The 18,552-nt window shown below is 62.3% G+C and carries 16 protein-coding genes; 8 read left to right on the top strand and 8 right to left on the bottom strand.

Features of this window, described 5'->3' with window-relative positions; genetic code table 11:
- Positions 1 to 576: 576 nt before the first annotated feature.
- Complete coding sequence (locus AC0L3H_RS26670) at positions 577 to 846, top strand: hypothetical protein (RefSeq protein ID WP_473491635.1); 270 nt, start codon at positions 577 to 579, stop codon at positions 844 to 846.
- Positions 847 to 928: 82 nt separating this feature from the next.
- Here AC0L3H_RS26670 and AC0L3H_RS26665 read toward each other — a convergent pair whose 3' ends face one another.
- Positions 929 to 2,638: an ABC transporter ATP-binding protein gene (locus AC0L3H_RS26665; RefSeq protein WP_473587442.1), complete on the bottom strand. Its 1,710-nt coding sequence runs from the start codon at positions 2,636 to 2,638 to the stop codon at positions 929 to 931.
- A gap of 160 nt (positions 2,639 to 2,798) precedes the next feature.
- On the opposite strand from AC0L3H_RS26665, the gene AC0L3H_RS26660 reads away from it, so the two are divergent.
- The 6 genes from AC0L3H_RS26660 to AC0L3H_RS26635 all read left to right on the top strand — a co-directional run bounded on the left by AC0L3H_RS26660 (position 2,799) and on the right by AC0L3H_RS26635 (position 8,980).
- On the top strand, positions 2,799 to 3,083 hold the full coding sequence (locus tag AC0L3H_RS26660) for a DUF2218 domain-containing protein (protein ID WP_091589882.1): 285 nt from the start codon (positions 2,799 to 2,801) through the stop codon (positions 3,081 to 3,083).
- 28 nt (positions 3,084 to 3,111) lie between these two features.
- The gene (locus AC0L3H_RS26655) at positions 3,112 to 4,014 is read left to right on the top strand and encodes a siderophore ABC transporter substrate-binding protein (RefSeq protein ID WP_473587441.1); all 903 of its coding nucleotides are present in this window, start codon (positions 3,112 to 3,114) and stop codon (positions 4,012 to 4,014) included.
- Positions 4,011 to 4,991 carry an ABC transporter permease gene (locus AC0L3H_RS26650; protein ID WP_473587440.1) on the top strand — a complete coding sequence of 327 codons (981 nt, stop codon included), beginning with the start codon at positions 4,011 to 4,013 and terminating at the stop codon, positions 4,989 to 4,991. Before AC0L3H_RS26655 ends, AC0L3H_RS26650 begins: the two co-directional genes overlap by 4 nt.
- Positions 4,984 to 5,958: an iron chelate uptake ABC transporter family permease subunit gene (locus tag AC0L3H_RS26645; protein ID WP_473587439.1), complete on the top strand. Its 975-nt coding sequence runs from the start codon at positions 4,984 to 4,986 to the stop codon at positions 5,956 to 5,958. The genes AC0L3H_RS26650 and AC0L3H_RS26645 overlap by 8 nt, the downstream gene beginning before the upstream one ends.
- Positions 5,955 to 6,713 carry an iron ABC transporter ATP-binding protein gene (locus AC0L3H_RS26640; RefSeq protein WP_091589887.1) on the top strand — a complete coding sequence of 253 codons (759 nt, stop codon included), beginning with the start codon at positions 5,955 to 5,957 and terminating at the stop codon, positions 6,711 to 6,713. Before AC0L3H_RS26645 ends, AC0L3H_RS26640 begins: the two co-directional genes overlap by 4 nt.
- A gap of 167 nt (positions 6,714 to 6,880) precedes the next feature.
- Positions 6,881 to 8,980 carry a TonB-dependent receptor domain-containing protein gene (locus tag AC0L3H_RS26635; RefSeq protein ID WP_473587438.1) on the top strand — a complete coding sequence of 700 codons (2,100 nt, stop codon included), beginning with the start codon at positions 6,881 to 6,883 and terminating at the stop codon, positions 8,978 to 8,980.
- 100 nt (positions 8,981 to 9,080) lie between these two features.
- Here AC0L3H_RS26635 and AC0L3H_RS26630 read toward each other — a convergent pair whose 3' ends face one another.
- The 7 genes from AC0L3H_RS26630 to AC0L3H_RS26600 all read right to left on the bottom strand — a co-directional run bounded on the left by AC0L3H_RS26630 (position 9,081) and on the right by AC0L3H_RS26600 (position 16,852).
- Positions 9,081 to 9,494 (bottom strand): hypothetical protein, encoded by a 414-nt coding sequence (locus AC0L3H_RS26630; RefSeq protein WP_473587437.1) that lies wholly within the window; start codon positions 9,492 to 9,494, stop codon positions 9,081 to 9,083.
- Positions 9,491 to 9,760, bottom strand: coding sequence for a type II toxin-antitoxin system prevent-host-death family antitoxin (locus tag AC0L3H_RS26625; RefSeq protein ID WP_473491624.1), 270 nt, complete (start codon positions 9,758 to 9,760; stop codon positions 9,491 to 9,493). Before AC0L3H_RS26625 ends, AC0L3H_RS26630 begins: the two co-directional genes overlap by 4 nt.
- 159 nt (positions 9,761 to 9,919) lie before the next feature.
- Positions 9,920 to 10,765, bottom strand: coding sequence for a sugar phosphate isomerase/epimerase family protein (locus AC0L3H_RS26620; protein WP_473587436.1), 846 nt, complete (start codon positions 10,763 to 10,765; stop codon positions 9,920 to 9,922).
- Entirely contained in the window at positions 10,762 to 12,105 is a 1,344-nt protein-coding gene (locus AC0L3H_RS26615) for a DUF6005 family protein (RefSeq protein WP_473587435.1), read from the bottom strand. The genes AC0L3H_RS26620 and AC0L3H_RS26615 overlap by 4 nt, the downstream gene beginning before the upstream one ends.
- Positions 12,105 to 13,376, bottom strand: a complete 1,272-nt coding sequence (locus AC0L3H_RS26610) for an AMP-binding protein (protein ID WP_473587434.1) — start codon at positions 13,374 to 13,376, stop codon at positions 12,105 to 12,107. The genes AC0L3H_RS26615 and AC0L3H_RS26610 overlap by 1 nt, the downstream gene beginning before the upstream one ends.
- A 13-nt stretch (positions 13,377 to 13,389) precedes the next feature.
- Complete coding sequence (locus tag AC0L3H_RS26605) at positions 13,390 to 15,099, bottom strand: IucA/IucC family protein (RefSeq protein ID WP_473587433.1); 1,710 nt, start codon at positions 15,097 to 15,099, stop codon at positions 13,390 to 13,392.
- Complete coding sequence (locus AC0L3H_RS26600; RefSeq protein WP_473587432.1) at positions 15,083 to 16,852, bottom strand: IucA/IucC family protein; 1,770 nt, start codon at positions 16,850 to 16,852, stop codon at positions 15,083 to 15,085. The genes AC0L3H_RS26605 and AC0L3H_RS26600 overlap by 17 nt, the downstream gene beginning before the upstream one ends.
- Positions 16,853 to 17,342: 490 nt before the next feature.
- Here AC0L3H_RS26600 and AC0L3H_RS26595 point away from each other — a divergent pair, with 490 nt between their 5' ends.
- Complete coding sequence (locus tag AC0L3H_RS26595; RefSeq protein WP_027156384.1) at positions 17,343 to 18,374, top strand: substrate-binding domain-containing protein; 1,032 nt, start codon at positions 17,343 to 17,345, stop codon at positions 18,372 to 18,374.
- Positions 18,375 to 18,552: the final 178 nt, after the last annotated feature.

The following is an 18,552-nucleotide window of genomic DNA, read 5'->3' as shown; positions in this document are numbered from 1 at the left end:
CGAAACACTCCCACCGCGATGCAGAAAAACGCCTGAAACGAAAGCGGTGTATGACAGTAAGATCCGAAGACGTGGAAGAATAAACGAACGAAACGAAAATATATAGAGCCTAAGACAGAACATCTAGTCTTAGCGAGGGTCGACATTTTTGCTCCGAAACCTGAGGTTCAAAATGCACAGGCCAGTTGCTTCATACGATTTCCCCGACCGGCTCCGCGCGAGCCTTGTTGGCGAGAACCACCCGGCCCATGAAGGGGCTCGCCGGCTCTTGCAACGCCATGATCGACAAGGGGCAGACGTCAACCCCGCTACGCGACGGCTGATCGGGAACAGCCGCCATTCGTACGGCCGCGCTGACACTGCCGATTGGTGATGATCTCGGCTGCCATTGGGCAGCCCACCGAACAGCGCACGAACGCAACAAGAGACCGTGCGCTGAACAACCTGCCGCCGCACATCCCTAAGGATAGCGGTTGGTCGGTTTGCCCAAAGGGCATGAAAAGACGGCCTCATCGATGCGGTGCGGGGCACGGCGCGTCGAGGCCAAACGCTAACCCTCAAAAATGGAGAATTGAAATGCTCAAGATCGTTCTTGCCACTGCCACCTTGCTGTTTGCCTCCGGCATGGCTTTTGCCGGCAGCGACCACTATGGCTCCGACTACAGCCATGGCTCCTTCTATCCGAAGACCGGTGACCATTCGATGGCGTCCGACAACGGCTACGCGCTCGACCCGAGCGGCACAGCGAGTGTCGACACGGGCGACAGCGTACCGACCTCGGCTGGAAATTCGACCTTCGATAAGCCCGCACCGGGTTACGGACAGGGGATTTGGGGGAGCCGATAACAGCGTTCGGCCACACGGTCGAAGTTAGACTTCCAGGCGGCGGGTTCGCCCGGCGCCTGGATTCACCTCACGCCCGGCGGATTTAATCTGAAGCCGCGCCCAGTCGTGAGTAAGCGCCGCCGCGCGCCACCAATTCATCATGCGGGCCTTGTTCGACGATGCCTGTATCGGCGACCACCACGATGCGATCGGCATTGCGGATCGTCGCCAGCCGGTGTGCGATCACCAGCGTCGTTCGGCCCTGCGCAAGGTCTGCCAGCGACTGCTGGATCTCCCGCTCGGTCTGCGTGTCGAGTGCCGAAGTCGCCTCGTCCAGGATGAGGATGGTCGGGTTCTTCAGGAACATGCGCGCGATTGCCAGGCGCTGCTTCTGACCGCCCGAAAGCTTTACGCCGCGCTCGCCGATGATCGTATCGAGCCCTTCCGGCAGCGAGGCGATGAGTTCGTCGAGGCGCGCGCGGCGCGCGGCCTCGACGATCTCGCTCTCGACCGCGTCCAGCCGGCCATAGGCGATGTTCTCGCGGATCGTGCCGCCGAACAGGAACACGTCCTGCTGCACGATACCGATCTGCCCGCGCAACGAGGCCAGCGTCATATCGCGGATATCCAGACCGTCGATGGTGATGGCGCCGCTGTCGACCTCGTAAAAACGCGGCAGCAGCGAGCACAGGGTCGTCTTGCCGGCGCCGGATGGCCCGACGAAGGCGATGGTCTGTCCTGCTGCGATGTCGAGATTGATGCTCTTCAAAACCGGCCGTTCGCCGCTATAGCCGAAGCTGACGTCCCGGTAGCTGATGTCACCCCGGAGCATCGGTGCGTCAAATGCACCGGGCAGATCTGCGATGTCCGGCTCAGTGTCGAGGAGGGCTGCATAGCGGCGAAATCCGGCGATGCCTTTCGGATAGGTTTCAATCACCGAATTGATCTTGTCGATCGGCCGGAAGAACACATTGACCAGGAGCAGGAAGCCAACGAAGCCGCCACTGGAAAGTTCGCCACGCAGCACGAGATAGCTTCCGGCGATCATCACCACCAGTTGGATCAACCGCATGCTCATGTAGCTCATCGACGTGCTTGCGGCCATGATGCGATAGGCATCGAGCTTGGTTTTGCGGTAGCTGGCGTTGTCGCGCGCGAACAGGTTGCGCTCGTGGTCTTCATTGGCGAAAGCCTGCACCACCCGCATGCCGCCGACATTCTCCTCGATGCGAACGTTGAAATCGCCGACCCGCCCGTAAAGCGCCTGCCAGTTGCGCGTCATGCGCGCGCCATAGCGGCTTGTCACCCAGGCGACCAGCGGCACAATTGCCGCCGTAATCAGCGCAAGCTGCGGATTGACCAGGAACATCAGCGCGAAGGCGCCGATGAACGTCATGATCGCGATGAACAGGTCTTCCGGGCCATGATGGGCAACCTCGCCGATTTCCTCCAGGTCCTTGGTGACCCGGGCGATGAGGTGACCGGTCTTGTGATTGTCATAGAAGCGGAACGAGAGCTTCTGCAGGTGATCGAAGCTCTTCCGGCGCATCTCGGTCTCGATGTTGATACCGAGCATATGGCCCCAGTAGACCACGACCGCCATCAGTCCGGTGTTCACCACGTAGATGACAAGCAGGCCGGCCGACGCAGCAAGGATCAGCAGCCATTGCTGAGTCGGCAACAGCTCGTCGACAAACAGCTTGACGGCCATCGGAAACCCGAGTTCCAGCAGGCCAGACAGGACCGCGCAGCAGAAATCCAGGATGAACAGACTTCTCCAGGGGCGGTAGTAAGCGAAAAATCTACTCAGCATTGGGACGCTTTTTCTGTTCGAAGGTCTGGCCTGCCAGGAGCATGGCTATGCGAGGGCTGTCGCTACAGGCATTTCTTGCGGCGACTGCTCAGCGCCGCCGACTTGTCCGAACGGATAGCTTACGATAAGTGGAGTGTAAACATCATATTATGAGGTCTCCATGCTGACTGCGATCACGCGCTGCGAAACGCCGAATGCGGGCAAATATCTCCAGCAGCTTTGCAAGCATTTCGCGCACAAGGTCGAGGTCGCCTATGGCGATGGGCATGGGCAGTGCCGGTTCTCCTGCGGCACGGCTACCATGAATGCCGGTCTCGAACGGCTGGACATAGTGGTGGAAGCGGCCGACACCAAGGCGTTGACCGAGACCAAGCAGGTCATCGAGTCGCATCTCGTCCGGTTCGCCTTCCGCGAAAATCTCCAGCCGCTGGCCTGGCGCGATTGAAGCGTCGTCTTCGCTACGGAGCATGCTCATGAGATGGCTCAAGTCGGTCCTGGCCTTGCCGGCATTGGCGCTTTTCCTCGTTCAGTCGTTCGCAACCGAGATCGAGACCGCGAACGGCCCGGCAACGGTCGGCAAGACGCCGCAAACGCTCGCGGTGTTCGACATTGCGGCGGTCGATACGTTGACCAGCCTGGGCGTGAAGGTCGCCGGCTTGCCCGATAAGCTCTATGTGCCCGAACTCGCCGGGTTGAAGGACGGCGTGGAAATCGTCGGCACCATCTTCGAGCCCGATCTGGAGGCGCTGAGCGCGCTGGCGCCGGACCTCATCATTGTCGGCGGGCGCTCCTCGCCGCAACTGGCGGCGACCAGCCGGATTGCGCAGAGCATCGATATGACGATGAATGGCGATGATCTGTTCGCGCAGGCGAAGCAGCGCCTGACGGCCTACGGCGCTCTCGTCGGCAAGCCGGCCGAGGCGGCGGCGCTTGCTTCGGAACTCGATGACGCGCTTTCGTCGACGCGTGCCGCCGTCAAGGGCAAGGGCACGGCGCTGATCCTGATGACCAGCGGCCCGAAGGTGACCGCCTACGGCAAGGAGTCCCGCTTCGGTTGGCTGCATTCGGCGCTCCAGCTCACGCCGGCGGTCGAGGATGTCGAGGCCGCCACCCACGGCGAAGCGATCTCCTTCGAGTTCCTCCGCGACGCCAATCCGGACTGGCTTATCGTGCTCGATCGCGCCGCCGCGATCGGTTCGGGGGAGCAGAACGCCAAAGCGACGCTCGACAATGAACTGGTGGCCGAAACCACGGCCTGGAAGAAAGGGCAGGTGGTCTACATGCCGGCAGCCGATTTCTACATCGCCGCAGGCGGCGTCCAGTCGACGAAGCGCGTGCTTGAGACCATTCGAGACGCTTTCTCGCGGACCCAATGACCGCCGGATCGCTTGGCTCTCAAGGCTTCGCCTATCAGGCAATCGGCGCCGCAACCCTGCTGGCGCTGTTTGTGGCCAGTCTGTTCGTCGGCGTCAGCGAACTCGCCATAGGCAGTCTGGCCTCCGACCCGGAAGCCTTGCGGCTGATCATGATCAGCCGCTTGCCGAGGACGTTGGCGGCACTTCTGGCCGGCAGCGCCCTGGCCATCGCAGGGCTTGTGATGCAGACGCTTGCCCGCAACCGTTTCGTCGAGCCTTCGACGGCTGGAACCGCACAATCGGCGGCACTCGGCATACTGGTGGTGACGCTGGTTTGGCCCGATGCATCGCTTGGATGGAAGGCAGCCGGCGCGGCGGTGACCGCTCTCGCCGGGACATCCGTTTTCCTCATGCTCGCGCATAGGTTGCCGCCGACACAACCTTTTCTCGTTCCGCTGTTCGGATTGGTCTATGGCGGCGTCATTGGCGCCGCCGCGATCTTTGCCGCTTGGCACCTGGACCTCCTGCAGTATCTCGAAGTGTGGATGACGGGCGAGTTTTCCGGCATTCTGCGCGGGCGCTATGAACTGTTGTGGGTTGCGGGCGCACTGGTCGTATTGGCCTGGTGGACGGCCGACCGCCTGACGATGCTTTCGCTGGGCAGGGACGTCAGCATAGGGCTCGGCCTGAATTATGCCGCTATGCTTCGGCTCGGCCTGGTCATCGTCTCGGCCATCACCGCGCTGACCGTGGTCGTCGTCGGTACGATCCCGTTCGTCGGCCTTGTCGCGCCCAACATCGTATCGCGCTTCGCCGGCGAAAACCTGCGCCACACCTTGCCATGGGTCGCCGGCGGTGGCGCGGCGCTGGTGCTTGCCTGCGATATCATCGGCAGGCTCATCCGTTTCCCTTACGAGGTTCCGGTCGGCACGATCCTCGGCGTCGTCGGGGCGGTGCTTTTCCTAGTCCTGCTGCTTGGCCGAAACAGCAATGACTGAAGTTTTGATGCAACGCGGCCTGGTGCGGCACGAGGGCCGCCTCGTGATAATGGCGGCGGTCGCAGTGCTGGTCGGCGTGGCCTTCATGACGATCGGCCTGCGCGGCGATCTCGCCTTCGTGGTCGAACTGCGCGCAGCGCGGCTGGCTGCGATGGTTCTGGTCGGCGTGGCGGTGGCGGTTTCGACCGTCGTGTTTCAGACCGTTTGCGCCAACCGCATCATCACGCCATCGATCATGGGCCTGGATGCGCTCTACGTCTTCTGCCAGACGGCGCTGGTTTTTGCGCTGAGCGGTTTCGGCTTTGCCGGCATCGATCCCCGCCTGCACTTCTTCGGCAATTTCACGGCGATGACCAGCCTCGCGCTGGCGCTGTTCCTGCCGATGCTTCGCCGGCGTTTCGACCTGACGCTGATGCTGCTGACCGGGGTTGTGCTGGGCGTGCTGTTCCGATCGCTGACGACGTTGCTGGCGCGGCTGCTGGATCCGAACGATTTCGCCGTACTGCAGGGTACGGTCTTCGCCAGCTTCAATGCGGTGGAACCCGATCTGCTGCTGTTGGCCGGCGTGATCACCGTGGCGGGTGTCGCCATCGCCTGGCGGGCGCGACATGTTCTCGATGTGCTCGCGCTGGGCACCGACACAGCCATTGGGCTCGGCGTGGCGTGGCGCGGCACGGCTGCCGGGCTGCTGGTTGTTGTCGCCGCGCTCGTGTCGGCGTCGACGGCGCTGGTTGGACCGATGGCGTTTCTGGGGCTGCTGGTGGTTTCGCTCACTGCGCGCATCGTCGGCACCAACCGGCACGCCATCCTTCTGCCGGCAGCCGCGCTCACGGCGATAATCGTGCTCGTCGGCGGCCAGACAATCCTCCAGCATGCTCTGGGCGGGGAAGGCAGCCTCGGCATCGTCGTGGAATTCGTCGGTGGCATCGTGTTCCTCGTCATTCTGTTTGCCGGGGGCCGGCGATGATCGAGATTGCAGGCGTCTCCCTGGCTCTTGGCGGCAGCCGCATTCTGGATAATGTCAGCCTGACCGTGCCGAAGGGCGGCGTCACGGCGCTTGTCGGACCGAATGGCGCCGGCAAGTCCAGCCTGTTGTCGTTGATCGCCCGCCTGCGACCCCTGCAAAGCGGCCGCATCACAGTCGACGGGCTGCCGGTCGATACGACGCCGAGCCGGCAGTTGGCCAGGATCATGGCCATCCTGCGACAGGATCCCGGCGTCGCAAGCCGCCTACGTGTCGCCGAACTCGTGGGGTTCGGTCGTTTCCCGCACAATCGCGGGCGGCTGACCGCGAAAGACCGCGAAATCATCGCGGCGTCGCTCGAACAGTTCGATCTCAGCGACCTGGCGCTGCGCTTTATCGACACCTTGTCAGGCGGGCAACGGCAGCGCGCCCTCGTCGCCATGACCTTCTGCCAGGGGACGGATTACATCCTTCTCGACGAGCCGCTGAACAACCTCGACATGTTTCATGCAAGAAACCTTATGCGGACGCTGAGACGAATCGCCGACGAGCACGGCAAGACGGTGCTCATCGTGCTCCACGACATCAATCATGCAGCCTCGTACGCCGACCGCATCGTCGCGATGAAGGACGGCGCCGTTATCGCGTCGGGCGAAACCGGCGACATCATCCGGCCGGATATACTGGAGAGCATTTTTGGCTTCTCAATGCGGGTCGAAAACATCGCCGGTCGGCTGACCGTCCTGCACCACGCCTGAGTAAGTTCCGCGGCTGCAGCGCTCGAAGAGCGCAGCAGTTACAACGGCTTGCATAAATGGATTTTTATTATCAAGTTTATTGCCGCAGCGCAACCGATGGGCTAAGGCAGTCCCAACAGGCGCGGTTCGCGCCAGCCGGGGCTACCGTATTCGAGGGGATTTAGCCGATGTCATCAGAACTGTTGCGAGCGCTGACCGTCAGCACCGCGATGTCCATTTTCTTGTGTCCCGAAGCGCTGGCGCAGTCTGCCCCCGCCCCGGAAGCGGAAGCCGGGACAAGCACGACCGAAGAAAATGAAGAAGCCCAGGCTCCCGCCGGGGGCACGCAGCTCGACACCATTCTCGTCGTTGACGTGGGGGCAGGCGCCAACGCGACGGCCGGCGCCAACCTGATCACCATCGACCAGCAGGAGATCGACCGCAAGAAACCGCAGGATTTGAGGGAGGTGTTCTCCGGTGAGCCGCAGATCGCCGTCGGCGGCGCGATCCCCAGCACGCAGAAGATCTACGTCAACGGCGTCGATGAGAACAATCTGGCCGTGACCGTCGACGGGTCGCGACAGAACAACAAGGTGTTCCACCACAACGGCACCTATCTGCTCGACCCGGCACTTCTAAAGGCCGCGTCGGTGCAGGCAGGCGTTGCGCCGGCCGACGCCGGTCCGGGCGCACTCGCGGGCTCGCTTGGATTCGAGACCAAGGATGCGGCCGACCTGCTCGAACCCGGCCGCAATTTTGGCGGTTTCGTCACCGGCATATGGGACACCAACAGCGAGACGTTCACCACCGGCGTGAGCGGCTTCGGCCGGCAAGACGGCTTCGAGTATCTCGGCTACATCAATTACGGCCGTGGCGGCAACTTCACCGCCGGCAACGGCCAGGAGATGCCGGGGACCGGCACCGATCTGATCAGCGGGTTAGCCAAGATCGCCTACGAGAGCGTCGAGGGCCATCGTTTCGAGCTCAGTCACGAGCAGGTCCGCGACGACGAACTGCGCCCCTATCGCGCCAATGTCTATATCGATAATGGCGCGGAGCCAGTGACCCGCAACTACGATCTGCGCCGACAGAATACGGTTTTCACATATACCGACACCTCACCGGAAGGCTGGTGGGATCCGAAGATCGTGCTTGCATATTCCCGGACCGAACTGGGCACAGAAGTTACGGCCCCTCGCGGTCCCCAGGCAGGCGTCACTGGGCCAGCCTTTGGAGAAACGACCAGCCTCAACGGCAAGGTCGAAAACCGCTTTTCGCTCGACGTCGGAAGCGTCACCGCGGGTCTCGATTTCTACAGCGACAAGGCAGCACTGGATTCGCGCTTCCCCGGTTTCTTCGAATTTGCCGACGAACGCGCCAGCAACGTCGGGGCTTATGCCCAAGCCCGCCTGGAGCCGTTCGATCGGGCCAGGATCTCCTTCGGCGCACGTGGGGACCACCAATGGTTCACCGGCGTCGATGATTCGGATTGGAACAATGCGGGCCTGAGCGGCAACATTTCCGGCGAATACGACCTCGTACCGGAATTCCTGACGGTCAAGGCCGGCACCTCGCATGTCTGGGGTGGTGTTCCGCTGGCGGAGAACTTCATCCAGAATCCAGTCTGGACCTATGGCGAGGGTCCAGAGCCGGTGACATCTGACAACTACACTGCGGGGCTGGAAATGCGTTACAACGGCTTCACTTTCGAGGCCAATTTGTTCCGTACGAACATCGACAACGCACGCCTGCCGGTCTACGGACGCGCGCCATACCTTCCCGGGGATACATCGATCCGAACGCTCGATCTCGATTCGAAGGGCTGGGAAATCGGCGGCCGCTATGATTGGGACGCCGGCTTTGTCAGTGTGAAATATGCCGATATCAATGCGGACGTCGACGGCAAGCCGGCTGATACCGAGATCGGCCGCTATTTGACGACTCCTCTCGGCCAGATCGTGATGATCGGCGCCGGCTACACATTCGACGATTGGGGCGTCAAAGTCGGTGGCGACATCGAAATCGCCTTGAAGACCGACAGGACGCTGGTGCGGCATCCAACCGATCCGACAAGCGAGAAGAAGGAACTGCCGGGCTATGAGGTGGTGAATGCCTATGTCGAGTGGACGCCGCCTTCGAAGCCGAACTTCACGCTGCGCGCCGACGCCCTCAACATTTTTGACGAAGCCTACACCGACCGCGCGGCCTACGGGCAGGATTTCGTCGGGGTGGCGCCGCACTACGATCCTGGCCGCTCGTTCCGGCTGAGCGCCACCGCGCGCTTCTGACGGCTGGTCCATCAAGATCGCGGCCTCGATAGCCGACCGGCGCGCCGGCAACGCGAGCGGACGTACTCAACGGCTGTGAGGCTGATAGCGCCGAACATGGCTACCGTGTTCGGTTTACTGCCTTGAGGGATTTCCGGCGGGCCACGAACTCGCGAGCCAAGGGCAGGAAGAATGCCTTGCTGAATCGCCCGATCGGCGGATCGGGTTCAAGATAGAACGATTGGCCGACGATGTCGGTGTTGTACTCGTCGAATATGATCCACAGTCGCAGCGCGGCATCAAGGCCGCCCCGTCGCTTCTCGATATCAGGCACCTCCACAGCAAAGCGGCCCGGTTCGGGTTGTTTGGTGGTGATCGGGAAAAACAGGATCAGATCGCCACCGGCGCGGACGAGGCGGACACCAACGACAACCGGACGACTTTTGCGACCCTCTGTTTCACCGCTCACGGCTTCCCGCGCCCAAAGATAGGGATAGCGGATAACGCTGGCTGTCTGAATGTCTTCGAGGCTCAACGCTGAACTGTCTCATCTGAATCTGCGTAGGCTTCGATGGCGTCCTCGAATTCCCCCAGCAGGCTATCGGGCATGGTGTCGATTGTGCCGACAGCGCGCTTGTCCGCGCTGTCGCGCAGGCGTCGATAGTCTTCGATGTTGAGAAGCACCAGGCGCGGCTTGTTGCGTTGCGTTATGGTGACGGGATGGCGCATGGCCTCAGCGATGATATCGCCGGATTTGCGTGACAGGTCGCTGGTCGAGTACGTGCCACTGGATTTCGGCATCACCCGTCTCCTGCATTTGCTGACATTGCTGTATAATACAGCACTGCGGTAGAATCTCAAGGAGCTGAATGTCCCCCGCCTTGCAGCAATACCGGGTTTGAGCGATGGAGCTTCGGGCGATACCGCCTTGCGCCTGTCATGTCATTGTTCGCGGGCGACTCACGCCACGCCGGCGCGGATCGGTGCTTCGCGGTCCGCCCGCAGCAGACGCATGTTGCGGGCGTCGTTGGCGAGGACGTTGAAGCAGTCGCCGCCGAACCATTCCAGTGAGGCGTCCACCTCCTCGCGCTCGAACAATTCGTCGAGGAATTGCAGATAGTCCACCGCGCCGTCGAAAAGCGCGGTCATGCCCGTCCGCCTTCCGGCCGCGGCATAGACGTTTGCCGGCTCGAACACGGCGAGGTCGGCACGCGAGCGGACATTCTTCAGATGATAGTGCCGGATATGCGGCAACAGGGCGCGATGCGCGGCGACCGGATCGGCGCCGCCTTCCCAGACGTGCAAGGTGTCGAAATTGATGCCCAGCGCCGGATGGTCGACCTCCTCGAGCAGGCGCTGCGTCGACGATAGCGTATCGGCAAGCGTTCCCGGATGTGTCTCCACCAGTAGCTGGCAGCCCTGGTCCTGCGCCATCATGCAGGCGTCCTTGAGTCGCGCCGACAGTCGCCAGCGCGCTTCGGGCGAGGTGTCCCGGCTTGCCAACTTGCCGGCGAACGTGCGCACCTTGCGGGCGCCCCAGCGGCCGGCCAGACGGCAGAGGTTCGACGTGGCGTGACGCAGCGACGCCAGATCCCCATCGAGAGGCAGATAGTCGCTGAGCATCGGCACCGAAAGGCCGAATGCGGCCATCCAGTCTGCGTTGCGCTCGGTCATATGCTGCATGTTGCGCGCGTGTGCGCCCCAGAGCTCGATGCCCTGGAAATCGTTCGCCGCCGCCCATCGCGCGATGTCCTCCAGCGACAGCAGGTGATGGCGGAAGGTGATCGTGCAGAGCGACAGCCTCATGCTACGGCATCCTCGACATCGTGGCGCGGCGCGTGCAGGAGGCCGCGCGTGTCGCACCATACCCGATAGGTTTGGGCAAGACGGCGCTTCAGCGAGCGCTCCATCGCGTCCAGCATATCGAGTTTCTCGAACACCCGCGACGCCAGGGCTTCGTCGCCTGTCTGGCTGAGTTTCATGACGGCGTAGTGAAGCGCCTTGAATTCCTGGATCAGGGATTCGATGTCGTCGCAGATCGTGTCGAACCCGGCGTTGGAAAGCTGCAGCGATCGCCAGAAAAAGGCGAAGCCATGCTCCAGCGCGTATTTGCGGATCGATATGACCGGCAGTTCGCGCAGCGCCATCGACAACTCGGCCAGTTTCAGGCCGTCGCGGCCTTCCAGATGCGCCCGAACGACTTCGCGCGTTGCGCGCGTCAGCAGATTGTCGTCTTCATGGAAACAGGCAAGGAAATAGTCGCGCAGATCGACGGCGGACGGTTTCCTGATGTCGGCAGCGTCGAAGATGAAGCCGCCGGCAACGGTCGGCTGCATGATCGCATTGATGACTTTCTGCTTCTCGATCCTGCCTTCCCAGCGGAAATCGGGGTCTAGAACCATCCAAACCGCCGGATCCTCGGTGTGTTCCAACATCAGATAGTGCGGGAACGGATTCTGGTTGAACTTGTTCTCGCGCTCCGGCAGGTGGAAGAGATCGAGCATGACCATCAGGTACTCGCTCTGCTTCTTGCGTTCCAGGAGCTCCAGCATCGTCGCCAGGTTCTCTACCTTGGCTGCGTCCGGCCGATACCATTGGCGGACCTTGGCGCCGTACAGGCGCTCGAACCAATCGCGGAAGAAGTCGTGGTTGATTTCAGGCGCGTGATACGCCAGCCGCCAGCTTCTATCGACGGCGAAACCCGCATCCCAGACGCCGAAGAAGAAAGGTCGATGATCAAGCTGCCTTTGCTTCACCGCGTGGCAGACATTGCTGACGAAGCAATGGACCTTGATGTCGACGAAGTCCTCGCCATGCACGCCGATCCGCTCGGCCGCTTCTTGTTCCGCGCAAGCGAGAACAAGTTCCTTAGCCGGCTTAATCAGTGTTCCATTCTGTTCCGAGGCGTTGACGAACAGCCGCGCCAAGTCGTCCACCGTGTCCAGATCCTGACGGCTGACCACCTCCTCGGGAAGCGCGACACAGTAGTCGAGTTCAAGCGCCAGCATGAGTTCGAGAATGAGCACGGAATCGAGATACAGATCCTCGTTCAGCCTGGCTTGCGGCGCGAAGCCATCCATGTGCTGGTTGTCGAGCCTGTCGCGCAGGACCGTCCCGATCGCGTCGACTATCTGATCGTAGGTCATCAGGCTGCCTCCGTCCGTGCCGGCGCGAATTCGCCCGTGCCGCAGCGCGCAGCCACGTCGCGCCTGCTGATCTTGCCGTTCGCTTGGCGCGGGATCCGCTCCACCTGAACGATCTCGGTCGGCATCTGGTGTGCTGCAAGCCGCTCGGCGCACCATTGCCGAAGCTGCGCCCGGTCGACCGCATGTTCGGCGCTGAACAGAAGCGCGACGCGCTCGCCCGCGAATACATCCTGCTTGCGGAACACGACCGCGTCGTCAATGCCGCCGAACGTCATGACCACGTCCTCGACTTCCTTCGGATAGACGTTGAGGCCAGAGACGTTGATCAGATCGTCGAGACGCGACAGGAAGACCAGCATGCCGTCGTCGCGGCGGTAGCCCAGGTCGCGCGTCTCGACGACCACGCCTTTGCGCTCGACGGCAATTTCCTTCGGCTCAATGGCCGTGCCGGCGTCGCGCAACGCGAAGCGCGGCAGCACATAGCCGATTTCATTAGCCGACTGCACATCAGGATTGATCGCGATGCAGCCGGCTTCCGAGCACCCGTACTGCTGGAACATGTGCCTGGACTTGGCCCTGATCTGCCCGAACCAGGGGTCGGGCAAGAGGGTGCCGGATGTCATCGTTGCGTGGATCTGCTCGCCGGCCGGCAAAAGCCTGGCAAGCGTGTGAAGGATGGCCGGCGACGAGATCAGATAGGGGCGCTCCGTTTCGCGCAGTTTGCGCAGCAGGAATTTTGGGTTCCCGGTGTCCAGTATGGCGGGCGACTGGCCGCGCTTCAGCGCCACCATTACGCCGCAGATCAAGCCATATGAATGGGTGGTTGGGCCGGCGATCAACGGCGTCATGTCCTGTGGCTCGACAAACGCCGAGGTGTAGCTGTCGATCTCGTCGTCTATGTCGCTCCAGGCGCGCGCGATGCATTTCGGCTCGCCGGTCGTGCCGGAGCTCATCTGCAGCAGCTGTCCAGCTTCGCTGGCGCGCTCCTCGCAGATCGGCTCGCCTTCCAGGCGGTTGTAGAAAAGCCAGTTGCACTTCGCCGTCTCCGCCTGCCGGCGCGCCGCGGCATATGGCGTCGTGGGATGCAGCGGCAGCACGCTGGCGCCGGCCGCGCGCGCGGCAAAGAAGAATGCCAGCCAATCCTGTGCCTCGGAGAAACAGACCGCAAAACGGTCGCCTGCGCGCTTGTCGAGTTGCACCGCGGCCGCAATGCGGTGCGCCGCGTCCCGGAAATAGGCCTGATCAAAGACCGTGTCGTTGATTGCGATCATATTTTCTGTCTCCTTACGCGACTGCAAGGCTGTTTGGGATTTCGTGAGCGCATTCGGTGCCCGGTGGCGCGAGCTTGCGTCGCAGCAGCGATTCCGTGCGGATGCGTGGCTGGAACAGGCCAAGCGCGGGCTGCCGGTGTGTCAGTCCGAACTGCCGGCAATGGTCCTGCAACCGCCTGCCGACGCCGGACCAGAAGCTGTCTTCGTCGAGACCGTAACATTGCCGCAGCAGATGCGATATCTCGGCGAGGTTGTAGACGAACAAGGCGTCCAGGCAGAGCTCGCCGAGCAAATCGGCGCTCTCCATCCAGTAGTACTGGTTCGGCGCGGCGTCACGATAGGCGGGGTTCAAGGCGAGGAAGTCGGGAACAGTGGAGGGATCGCGCAGGAAGCCCGGCACATATTCGACGCTGTCGTGGAAGTCGCGCATCGCCAGTCTCACGGGCCAGCCATCGCGATGGATCAGGATCAGGTTCTGGCCATGCGCTTCCGTGGCGATGCCATGGCCGACGAGCAGGTGAAACACCGGCATCACCACCGTAGCCACAAGCTTGTCGAGCCAGGCGTCCAGCCCGTACTGCTCGACCCAGTCCGCGACGAACGGCCGGCCGTCACTCTCCAAGCCCATCAGCGCGTTGAGCGGCACCGCGGTTTCGCCGGGCTGGAGGCTGCTCGTAACGTCCTCCCGCCAGATCGCGGCGATCTGTCCTGCCAGCGGTCCTTCCCGATCTGCGATCGTGCCGGCATATTCGGCGAGGATCGTGAGCGGATAGCGCGCCTCGAATAGCGTATCGCTGGCGACAATGTCCTTGAGCCAGCGGCTGATCGACGGCGCGCTGCACACCGAATGCGGCTCGATGATGCGCCTGGCCGACGAGTTGACGAGATTCATCGGCAGTTTGAGATTGGCGCGTCGCGGGTGATCGCGATTGAACAGCGTCCGCACGGATTGGCTGGCGCTATAGCGATCGCCGGCATGGCCGAGGAAACCGGCGGAGCCCTCCGCCAGCCAGCGCGACATCTCCGAGTTCTGTAACGCTTTCCATTGCCAGGGATGCAGCAGCATCAGGCCGAACCGCCTTGCATTGTCGCCGAGCCGGGCACGGCGCTCGTCCAGCAGCGCGTAGGTTTCGGTGCCGAGTTCGTGCATCCAGAAAGCCTGCTCGTCCGTGGGAAACGCCGAGTGCAGACGTTCGGGCGCGACCGCCAGCCAAGCCAGTTGGAAGGCGTTGCCTGCTTCCGGGCCGTACGCCGCGTGGTCGGCGTAGTCGAAGCCGGTGCGCGCCTTGAAACACGGATGATAGGGATGACCCTCATCGATCGCGCTGTCGAGTTGCGCAAATGGCAGATCGCGGCGCGGTCTGGGCCGGAGATTGAGCTGGTTCCAGGCGCTGAAATCGAGCGTCCGATCCAGTTCGGACGTGAGTTGCGCGCGCCGTTCGGGGCAGGTGTCTATGCTCGCAAGTAGATCGCCGAGCGTCGCCGGGCGCCATTGGTCGGCGCAGCCCCGCTCGATCGTCTCGGCGACAACCCTGACCCGGCCGAAGGCGCCGATCGATCCCTCGCAGCGTATCGAGGCGCCGCCGCAGCGCCATTCAAAGCGGGCTTTCCCGCCGTCTCGCGACACCGCGCAATCGACCAGGCCCTCATAGACCAGGGCTTCCGCGAGCTGGCGCATCACACGCAGCTCGGGGATGCCGTGGAGATCAAGAGGCAATGGCATGTGCCTGCTCCGCGGCGACAAATAGCCCGACACGGCTGAGTGGATTGGGAAAATGCGTGTAGACGGCGCTGCCGCCCTCGGCCAGCTCATCGACATCCCCGAGTCGGATTGCCAGGTTGGCCTTCGCGGTGATGTGCGGCTTGTCCAGCAGGCTGGTCGCGAATTCCCCGCCCGCGCCAGTGAGCTCTTGCGCCAGCTTCTTGAGCCGCGCACGCAGTATGGCGAGCAGTTCGGCCTCGCTTGCCAGGCCGTCATGCCCGGCGCGCGCGATGACCGAGAAGATCTGGTTGACGATGAGATAGTAGGAGAGCCGCTCGCGAATCTCGCGATCGTCGAAGAAAAGACTGCGGATCTGGACAACTTCGGGGACCAGGCCATACCACCGGGCCCTGAAATTGTTCGAGAGGTAGAATCCCTGGCTGTCGCGATAAAAATATCGGCTGGGCAGCCCCTGCTGCGACAGGTCAAGCAAGCTGTTTTGCTGATGCGCTTCCAGCGCGACGCCGAACCGGTCATAGAGTTTGACCAGCGGATCGAGCGCACAGTCGAGATAGCATTCGAACCAGCGACGGCACGCCTGCCGCACCGAGATATCCTGATCCTGCGCGACGCGCCGGACGATGGTTTCGAACAATGAGCTGTGTCCGGGACGTGGTTCGGCCGTCAGTGCCGAAACGGTGATCACGGGATCGTCGGCGCGGCCCCGGAACGGGTTTTCGCGGAAGATGACTTCGAAACCGCTCTCGGCCTGTCCGGAAAACTCCAGCGTCACATATGCGCTGTCATGGAGAAAGCCGAGGCGCGGCTCGAACATGTCGATCCCGGCGCGTTCGAACAGGCGCGCCACCGCAACGCCTGCTTCCAGCTCGTGCCGCCTGTTGACGCGCCTGGAGTTGGTGATGCGGACGGGCAGCGAGAATTTCGGCATCCAGGCGGCGTTATCGCTGTAAACCGTGCGCACCGAAGAAGTCGCCGTGAACACCGGCCCTGCCGGACCGAGATACCGGATCTGCCCTAAGTCCATGAGCGCGCGCACCGCCGGGTCGAGCATCAATGCTTGCGCCTGAAGCGGGTGCATGGGCAACAGCATCTCGCCGTTGCCTGCGGCTACGTTGCCGGCGTCATTCCCCAGCAGTGAACTGACGATCGCGTTCACCGCGGTGCCGGCGGAATCCTCGCGGACAAGGTGGGCAGCGGCGGCGAAATAGGCCAGCTGGAAACCGCCGCGCAATTCGGGGGCATAGACCTCCTGCTGCCAGTTCGACATGCCTTGCAGGCTCTTGGGCGTCGGATGCAGCGGATGTCCGAAATACAGAGATTGCTCCGCGGCTATGAAGCCGACCGATGGCGGCGCCCGATCGGCGGCGTCGAGGTAACGCTTCGTCGCCTGACAGCTCTGAAGAATCCGTTCGAGGAGCTCCACATCGGCTTGTCGGTGCGTGGCCGATCCGGCTTCCCTGGCTCCCAGCACAAGCAGATGCACGGCCAGGATCGGTTCTATCTCGTGCCAGTTCGGACCTGCATCCTGACGAATCCAGATCTGTCCAAACAGGTGCATTCCGCAAAGCGATCGGGATTTCATTTCGATGCGCAGCACGGCATGCCGCGACGGCAGGGAAATCTCCACGCAATCGAAGTTCCGTTCTCCGATGCGGTGGAACACCGGAATCCCGGAATTCAGCTCACGCAAATAGCTGTTTGCGAAGGCTCGAAAAATTGCCTGTTCTGCTGCAATCTGATTCTTGTCGATCATTCGTTGCGGACGCCATGTCGCACAGACGCCGGGCAGGCGCTCTGCGCTGAGTTTCAAAGGTTTTGATGGCGCCGCGCGTGAAGGACCAACCTTGCTGCGGCCGCGGCTAAAAACTAAACTAAGATTGTCATGTTATCCTAGTCAGCTGCGCGGATCAACCTCCGAAGGCGGTCATCTGGGCAATGCCGGCAATGGATGCCTTACGCCCGTTCGAGCAGGCACTGCCGCAAGGAACTGGTCGCACTCGTCTTTTGGGCCGCAGCGAAGCGCGGCTTTGGAGAGCGCCGAGATCGGCAATGGGCGCGAAGCTGCCGGTCATGATGGAGTTGTGAAATATATTTCTGTATGTGAATTTTATTGACACTCGAGCCAACTGCTGCGAATGATCAACCGCTGGGCCTCGGGAGGAGGTTCGGCCTCATCAACCACAAGCGGCGGCACGCAAGTGTCCGACCGCCCAATTGACCAGGCTTCGGCCGAGGGAGGACTCTTGCGCAAATTTTTGAGCATGCTCGCCATTTCGGCAGCCGCCACCACAGTGTTGGGGGCAAGCCACGCCGCTGCCCAGGCCGCTAACCCGTTCAAGTGCGAGCCGGGTGAAAAATACGTCATGAACGTCATGGTTTCCGGCGTCGAATATTGGTTCCCGGTCTACGAGATGTTCAAGCAGGCTGGAAAACAGTTCGGCTGCGAGACCGAATATACCGGGACCCCCGAATACGACGTGAACAAGCAAATAGCGACGTTCGACCAGGCGCTGGCTCAGAAGCCGGCTGGCATCCTGGTCCATCCGATGAACTCCGATCCCTTCATCGAGCCAATCAATCGGGCCATTGAGCAGGGAACGGCGGTAGTCACATTCGCCGCAGACTCGCCCAACTCCAAACGAGTATCCTACATCACCTCCGACAACGTCGCCGAAGGCACCTATGCTGCCGATGCAGTCGCCAAGGCGATGGACGGCAAGGGCGAATACGCGGTCCTCGAAAACCCCGGACAGGACAATCACGACAAGCGCATTGCCGCGTTCATCGCCCGCATGGAAGCCAAATGGCCGGATATGAAGCTCGTCGGCCGCGCTGCGTCGAACCAGGATGCGACGAAGGCCTATCAGGCCGTGCTCAGCCTTGCTCAGGCGCATCCCGATCTGGGCGCGGTGTTCATGCCGGAAGCCAACTCGGCAATCGGCGCAGCTCAGGCCGCCAAGGAGGGCGGCGGCAAGATCCGGGTCATGCTGGCCGACGTCAACGCCAAGATCCTCGACATGATCAAGGCCGGCGAAATCTTTGGCTCAGTCAACCCGAACCAGGGCATGCAGGGCTATATGGGGTTCATGCTGCTGTGGCTGGCCAAGCATCCTGAACTGATCGATCCGATGAACGACGCCCGGCGGTCGGGCTTCAACGGCATGAGCGTGCCCTTCGTCGACAACGGCTTTTCCATCGTCACCGCAGAAAATGCCGACGATTTCTATTGGGACGCCTACCTCAAGCGGCGCGGCACCAAGGGCATCGAGGAATAAGGCCCGCCGCTCTCGGAGCTCCTTCGGAATGCTCGACCGGAGGGGGGGGGGGGGGGGGGCCCCCCCCCCCCCCCCCAAAAAAAAAAAAAAAAAAAAGGGGGGGGGGGGGGGGGGGGGCGGCGCGGGGCGGGGGGGGGGAGGGGGTGGGGGGGGGGGGGGCGCGGGCCCCCCCCGAAAA

This window comes from Mesorhizobium sp. WSM4816, from assembly GCF_055811535.1.
The sequence above is the reverse complement of the archived record's forward strand: the minus strand, read 5'-3'. Positions and strand labels throughout refer to the sequence as shown.

Bases quoted from the DNA above. Each gene is read 5' to 3' on its own strand.
- AC0L3H_RS26670 (WP_473491635.1), top strand. From the start codon at position 577: ATGCTCAAGATCGTTCTTGCCACTGCCACCTTGCTGTTTGCCTCCGGC.
- AC0L3H_RS26665 (WP_473587442.1), bottom strand. From the start codon at position 2,638: ATGCTGAGTAGATTTTTCGCTTACTACCGCCCCTGGAGAAGTCTGTTC.
- AC0L3H_RS26660 (WP_091589882.1), top strand. From the start codon at position 2,799: ATGCTGACTGCGATCACGCGCTGCGAAACGCCGAATGCGGGCAAATAT.
- AC0L3H_RS26655 (WP_473587441.1), top strand. From the start codon at position 3,112: ATGAGATGGCTCAAGTCGGTCCTGGCCTTGCCGGCATTGGCGCTTTTC.
- AC0L3H_RS26650 (WP_473587440.1), top strand. From the start codon at position 4,011: ATGACCGCCGGATCGCTTGGCTCTCAAGGCTTCGCCTATCAGGCAATC.
- AC0L3H_RS26645 (WP_473587439.1), top strand. From the start codon at position 4,984: ATGACTGAAGTTTTGATGCAACGCGGCCTGGTGCGGCACGAGGGCCGC.
- AC0L3H_RS26640 (WP_091589887.1), top strand. From the start codon at position 5,955: ATGATCGAGATTGCAGGCGTCTCCCTGGCTCTTGGCGGCAGCCGCATT.
- AC0L3H_RS26635 (WP_473587438.1), top strand. From the start codon at position 6,881: ATGTCATCAGAACTGTTGCGAGCGCTGACCGTCAGCACCGCGATGTCC.
- AC0L3H_RS26625 (WP_473491624.1), bottom strand. From the start codon at position 9,760: ATGCCGAAATCCAGTGGCACGTACTCGACCAGCGACCTGTCACGCAAA.
- AC0L3H_RS26620 (WP_473587436.1), bottom strand. From the start codon at position 10,765: ATGAGGCTGTCGCTCTGCACGATCACCTTCCGCCATCACCTGCTGTCG.
- AC0L3H_RS26615 (WP_473587435.1), bottom strand. From the start codon at position 12,105: ATGACCTACGATCAGATAGTCGACGCGATCGGGACGGTCCTGCGCGAC.
- AC0L3H_RS26610 (WP_473587434.1), bottom strand. From the start codon at position 13,376: ATGATCGCAATCAACGACACGGTCTTTGATCAGGCCTATTTCCGGGAC.
- AC0L3H_RS26605 (WP_473587433.1), bottom strand. From the start codon at position 15,099: ATGCCATTGCCTCTTGATCTCCACGGCATCCCCGAGCTGCGTGTGATG.
- AC0L3H_RS26600 (WP_473587432.1), bottom strand. From the start codon at position 16,852: ATGATCGACAAGAATCAGATTGCAGCAGAACAGGCAATTTTTCGAGCC.